The organism is Zooshikella ganghwensis DSM 15267 (assembly GCF_000428585.1).
GTDB lineage: Bacteria > Pseudomonadota > Gammaproteobacteria > Pseudomonadales > Zooshikellaceae > Zooshikella > Zooshikella ganghwensis.
The window spans coordinates 1-6,156 of record NZ_AUAF01000206.1; the positions used below are offsets into that span (position 1 = coordinate 1).

Genomic DNA, 6,156 nt, shown 5'->3' on the forward strand with positions numbered 1-6,156 from the left:
AAGTCATTGTCTTTGGCAATAACCTGCGGTTTATTGATTTTTTCCGCCCACAAACTCCCCCACGGACCATTTTAACAATCACAAGCCCCCCTCTTATCCCCCTCAGGGGGAGGTACAGTAGTGAAAAAATTACTCCTGCACACTTTATTCAATTTATCCATAAAAGAATGCTAGTCGTAAAACGCACTCCTCCTCGCCACCTTGCGGGCTTTGCGTCCTGAACGTTTTGTGAAATCTCAAAGTGAACGCAATCACCGCCCTACCCTACATAATCTCTGGGCTTAAGGCAAAAATGGGTGATTGCACGCCGTGAAAAAAAGCGCAAGAAAATGAAAAAAAGTGCAGTTTTTTGAAAGCCACTGCGACTGGCTTTAGTAGCGCTCAGTGGCACTTTTATAGTGCCACTCAAAACGCAACTAAACTGCAACCCAAAGTGCCACTAGGCCAGTAATCACAAGGTATATTAGCCAGTGGCGGTTTTTAAACTTCAAAGTAACCCCGCGCCTTTTTGCTGGCCTCTAACTTGTCGTATAACTCTTTAGCTTCTTCCTCAGATTCGAAGCTGTCCACCTTCAATTGCCCGTTTTTTCCTATCCGGCCAAAGTAGCGCATCAATGACCAATGCCCGAAAAGGTCCGGCTGTATGTGCAAACTGTAGTACTTGTTCTCATTGGTTTCAGCGTTGATCTTATGCATTAGAATCATTCGAACCGCTCCAAGTTTTCCCTAACTTACTGTATTTGATTCTAGCTTGAACCGTTGAAGTTGTGATCACAAAAGCACAAAATTTATACAGCAAAATGGGGTGCCACCCCTTCAAAAGTGCAACTCAAAGTGCCACCAGACCAGTAACTACCAGCTGCATAAGAAAGTTGCGGTATTAAGTTTTGCATGCAAAACTGTTACTAATATCACTACAAGACAGTTTCAGTTTTGCATGCAAAACTAATAAAAATTACACTGCAAATCTTGCCGGTTTTGCATGCAAAACTGGAATCATTACGCTAGGCAATTTAGGGGGCTAAATGGCTAAAGTTATATCTTTTTTGAATCAAAAGGGTGGATCGACCAAGACGACGAATGCGATCACTTTAAGTTATGGTCTACGTAAGCGAGGCAAAAAGGTTTTGCTTATTGACACGGACCAACAAGCAACAGCATCAAAAGCTTATGCTCGTGCACTAGACTCCGGGTTCTCTGTTGATGATTTACCAACGGTTATTTCTGTTCCTCGTGCTACAGTCTCAGACGAAATCAAAAGCTACAAAGATAGCTTTGAGTATATCGTTATAGACTCGCCAGGATCACTTGAAAACCTAAATATTCCAGTAGGAATCATCAAAGCCTCTAATTTAGCTATAGTACCTGTTCAGCCTAGTCCTTATGATATTGAAGACTCAGCTGCCGTTGTTGAAATGATTCAGAGCCGTAGAGAAATAACAGATGGTTTACCAAAGGCAGCCATTCTAATTAGTCGTACAAAGAGCAAAACTATTTTAGGTCGTGAAATTCAAGAAGCATTAGAACAGTTTGGCTTACCCATCATGGACACTCGTATCCCAGACTCTGAAATTTTTAAACAAACTGCAATTGCTGGTGGCTCTGTCTTTGATGCTAATGCAAAGAAAAATCAGAAAGCAGTTGATGCCGCAAACCAATTAGTTGATGAAGTTTTAAATATTCTGGCAGAGTAAAAAATAATGCTGAAAGGTTTTAAAGTCCAAAAGGGTGCAACTAAAGCGCAGCTTGAAGCAGTCAGAGATGAAGTTGTTACAATTGCAAAGAGTGAAGGGCGCTACCTTGAGCTTAGCCCAAACCAGCTAGAGCCAGACCCTAACCAGCCTCGAAAAACATTTGATAACCAAGCGTTACAAGAATTGCAACAAAGTATAGAGGCAAGGGGTCAGTTACAACCTATCTTGATAGGAGAACAAGGCGATAGTGGTAAGTACCCAATTATTTCAGGTGAACGACGTTGGAGAGCAATAAGCAACTCATCAACAGTCAAAACTGTTTCAGCAATAGTTCGCTCAGGCGCTTCTGATGAACTTTTGTTGCTGCTAATGCAAATTGATGAAAACAATCAACGCGAGCAAGTGCCAGCAATAGAAAATGCAGAAGCAATGCAACGTGTTGTTGATATTTGCAAGGCAAACGGTAATGACCAGGCTTATGCTGCTTCAATTCTTGGAGTTAGCAAAGGACACTTAAGTAAGTATTTATCTCTTTTAAAAGCACCAGACAGCATAAAACAATTGTCGCTAAATAATGAAACTCAAGATGTAGTTACTTTGTATGATTTAGCAAGAGCATATCAGAAAGACAAACAAGCAGTTAATGAGCTTGTTAATCAGTGGCAAGCAGGAGAGCTAACAGGCACATTAAGGAAAGCAAGCCGGGAATTGGCAGAAAACACTAAAAAGGGTAAACCAAAGAAAATAGCTACAACTAAATCTATTCCTTTAGTTAAACAGGCTGAACTAGTAGAGAAGGGTGTTGATATTCAGTTAAAGGTAACTTTAGATAAAAAAGTTTTAAATTTTAGCCTTACAGATGAAGCTCTGACAGCCTTAAAAAAAGGGTTAAAACTTCAAAAGTAATAGAAAGTTTTGCATGCAAAACTAGAAGTCAAAAACCCACCCTCTTTTAAAGAAAAGCCCGGCTGTAAAAACCGGGCTAATTATGAAAAAAATATTCTTGTTTTGAACAAAAGCACTACGCCTTAATTGTATAAACTTTAACCGCCAAATTAAGAGACGAAAGTCTCAAAATTTTTGGGGCTTTAGATCTAAAACTCATCAAAATCTGCTCTGTTAGCCCAACTCATGTCATCCATATCTGGATTATGGCTGTTCTTAGCCTGCTTCTCCTGGTGCTTTAGTATGCCCAAAAAGTAAGCGGCAGGGTCTTTGATTTCTTTGCCTGCATCTTTCGCATTTGTATACATTAAGCAGGCTTGGCTAGCACTTATAAAATCAAGGCGAGTTGCAAGCAATGTAACTATGCCCATTTTGCTCTTTAACTCAGGCACTTCGCTTAATAGCATGTTAGCAACATTTTCATCATAGCCTGCAGGCAATAATTCTGGCTTTGCTACTTCTTCTTTCTCTACAACTTCTTCAAAACTGGCATTGCTTTTAATGTTAAATTTTAGCTTTGTTATTTTTCGTCCATCTTTAACCGGTTCAAAGTCAAACGCCAAGTCTGTTTTCTCTGAAATTTCTTTTTGGCACTGAATAATAACTCTGCGCTTAAAGTCAGCAAACCTAGGATAATTATTCTTATCGACCCCTAAAATATCTTTTAATTCGTCAATTGAAATTATCCTATAACCCTCTGTTTTACCATTTTGGACTGACTTTATTGGTAGGTACTGCCTTAACAAAGGGTAAAGTCTTATAGAGTATACGGACTGTAAACTAGATACTTTACTCAAGTAATACCATGTAAATGTATCTTTGATCCCAATCAAGTAAGGCTTTAGTTTGCGAGAAAATGAGAATTCTGCATAACCTTTTGAGGGTTTAAAAGCTATATCAGCAAACCAATTTGTATGTAAAAAGCCCTTTGGTTCGTCTTGCTCTTTGATTTTAATAAGACATGAAGCAAGCCGAGCACTAATTCGTTCAAACTCACTGTACAGCGTGTTTTTATGGATATTTGTTAGCTCTGCTAGTGTGTCAATTGATAGTCTATAACTTTTAAAGTCTGGATCACTTGGAGATATTTGACTTATAACTGCCAAGATTATCTTTTGATCTCTTAATGTAAGTTTTACAGCTGACTCAGCTAGACTAGCCTCAACAAGTTTGTTTGCTTTCGTTACCCTAATTTCTGATAGTTCTGATTTCATTCGTTAAACCATAACTAATAAAACTGTTTAAGTGTGACAGTTTATGTCCATTGTCCACCTTTATCAAGTTTTATAAAGCTTGTTAAGGTGGACAAATTGTTTTTTAAAGATTGACAAAACATACCGCTAGTACACTTTTGGCAAATAATTTGTCCACCTTTAGTCTATAAATAGACCTCGAAAGTAGGCATATATAGTAAGCTTTGCCACCTTTAATTGTGCAAATATTCAACATCTAGCCAAAATAACAAACAATTTGTCCACCCTTACCCCTTAAAGTGACATCAGAGAAAGTTTATCCACCCTTAACAAATGATTTGTCCACCCATAACCCAAAAGTTGACAAACAAGAAAAGCTGTCAACCCTTATCAAATGATTTGTCCACCCTAACTAACAATCTGTCCACCTTTAACTAATGATTTGTCTACCTTTGACTAATAATCTGTCCACCCTTAACAAATGATTTGTCCACCTTTAGCAAACAATCTGTCCACCCTTCATGCCTACAGCCCTTACACAACAGGGGTTGTAGGGGTGCTAAAAACAAGAAAAACAAGATATAAAATAAATACTAAAACAAGACAAACAGCGCCCGTATGCGCGCGCACGCGTTATAGAGAACTAAGTAAAAATCTGTTAAAATTTTGTTTGTTGTGTTTGATGTATTTTTTTTGATTATCACAAATACACCTAAAACGCCGTACAATTCGATTTAAGCAATTTTAAATCATACCCGCTACCCTTGCCTTAGTTCACATAATAAAATCTTACTACCAAGCTCTCAGCTCGATATACGACGTAATTTGTATGACCTTTTGCTATATACCTCAAATATCTTATAACCTGTTAACCTGAACGATAGTTTTAGCGCTTTCGATGATCCGGTATATGTGACAAATCAATTATGTCGCTCTCAAGCGGCGCGCTTTTTGGCTTCACTAGCCGCCTGACCTCTCTAAAGCCTGCCGCTTTCTGTCTCGCTCTCCGTTCCCGTGCTGCTTGTGCACGCGCTGCTTTGCGCTCTTTGTCGCTTGCATACTTTGCTGGTCGTCCTCTAGGTCTTGTCGGGGTCGTGCTGCTGTCGCTCTTATCTGCCATCGTTTCTACTCCTCACTTAGTTTTATTTTAGGTTACGGATCAAGTAAAATAAAGTTTTAAAAGTTATGCGTAACCGAAAATATAAATGACTCAAGCGCACGGCTGGCGTGGCTTTCGTCATGCACTTGCTAGAGCCATTCGAAAAAGAGGAGTATCAAAAATGAAGGGTTACGGCCTTACCTCATCAGCTCAAGCGCTAGAGATCGCAACGAAAGTTTGTGAAGTCTTGGGAAACGGCAGCGGCTACGCTGTTGACTTGCTGCTAGAAACTGCAGCCCAGGAAACCAAACTTGGTAACTACCCCGATAGAACGCCAACAGGTGCGGGTGTAGGCTTGTGTCAGATAGATCCAATTTCGTTTAAGGACATTCAAAACCGGGCGAGATCCGCGGACAGAGACAGGCTCAAAGTGTCGTTTAACGTTGATCTCAGCAAGCTACAACACAGAGATTTAGCCTATTCCCCGCTATTGTCGTTTATCTTTTGCCGCCTGCACTACAAGCTGAGACCTGGAGCCATACCAGAAACGCTAGAAGGTCGGGCCAACTACTGGAAAAAGCACTACAACACCGTAGCCGGGAAGGGTAGGCCAGAGGAGTATGTTAGGAGTGCGGAGTTGGTGCGGGGGTTGGTAGGATAAAGCTGTGTTATTTTTTTATGTATGAGAGCATACAATGAGCGAGATCGAAAAACTTACAAAAATACCCTTTCCTCCAGCCGATACTGATGAGGCTTTTGCTAGGTCCATAATTGAAACAATTCTTAACTATTCATTGAATCGCCATATACATATGCTTGATGATGGTGGTTATTTGAAGTCAAAAAAGTATTTTAAGGAAAGAGGTTGGTTAAATAATAATCCACAAAAAACATTACAACTTAAGTTTGATTTAATGGATGAAGCTGTACGAGTATTTCAACCATTAATTCTTGAAAAGTTACATGAACGAAGTAAAGTTAATAACCAATAAATTCATATTTAAGTCTTAACTTATCATCTTGTGCGTAAAGCCCCGCCCGTCAGGGCGAGGAGGATGCTAGTACCCATACTATGATTCGGAGTTAGCTTTACTATGATGGAAGTATAAGTAAATCAAGCCTACAGGGGCTATAAAAACCGCCAAAAACCAACAAATAAACATTGTCATTAACTTAACAACAAGCATCAGTATTGCGTTAACAATAAACACATTATTGCCAAAAA

Annotated in this window: 7 protein-coding genes; 5 read left to right on the plus strand and 2 right to left on the minus strand. The window is 39.5% G+C overall.

Annotated elements, in window-relative coordinates:
- Positions 1–221, plus strand: a 221-nt coding sequence (locus F607_RS35305; protein ID WP_211233706.1) for a hypothetical protein, incomplete at its 5' end; no start/stop codon positions are given.
- Between the two features lie 259 nt (positions 222–480).
- Here the strand turns inward: F607_RS35305 and F607_RS0123880 are convergent.
- A complete protein-coding gene (locus F607_RS0123880) occupies positions 481–705 on the minus strand; it encodes a WGR domain-containing protein (protein WP_027710075.1) in 225 nt (74 codons plus the stop codon).
- 320 nt (positions 706–1,025) lie between these two features.
- Here F607_RS0123880 and parA point away from each other — a divergent pair, with 320 nt between their 5' ends.
- Together parA and F607_RS0123895 are read left to right on the plus strand one after the other, a co-directional pair.
- Complete coding sequence (gene parA / locus F607_RS0123890) at positions 1,026–1,694, plus strand: ParA family partition ATPase (RefSeq protein WP_027710076.1); 669 nt, start codon at positions 1,026–1,028, stop codon at positions 1,692–1,694.
- Positions 1,695–1,700: 6 nt separating this feature from the next.
- Positions 1,701–2,600 (plus strand): ParB/RepB/Spo0J family partition protein, encoded by a 900-nt coding sequence (locus tag F607_RS0123895; protein WP_027710077.1) that lies wholly within the window; start codon positions 1,701–1,703, stop codon positions 2,598–2,600.
- A 188-nt stretch (positions 2,601–2,788) separates the two neighbouring features.
- Here the strand turns inward: F607_RS0123895 and F607_RS31500 are convergent, their stop codons facing one another.
- Positions 2,789–3,853 (minus strand): replication initiation protein, encoded by a 1,065-nt coding sequence (locus F607_RS31500; protein ID WP_051311788.1) that lies wholly within the window; start codon positions 3,851–3,853, stop codon positions 2,789–2,791.
- 1,259 nt (positions 3,854–5,112) lie between these two features.
- Here F607_RS31500 and F607_RS31505 point away from each other — a divergent pair.
- Complete coding sequence (locus F607_RS31505; RefSeq protein WP_051311789.1) at positions 5,113–5,592, plus strand: hypothetical protein; 480 nt, start codon at positions 5,113–5,115, stop codon at positions 5,590–5,592.
- Between the two features lie 34 nt (positions 5,593–5,626).
- On the plus strand, positions 5,627–5,923 hold the full coding sequence (locus F607_RS0123915; RefSeq protein ID WP_027710079.1) for a hypothetical protein: 297 nt from the start codon (positions 5,627–5,629) through the stop codon (positions 5,921–5,923).
- Positions 5,924–6,156 lie beyond the last annotated feature (233 nt).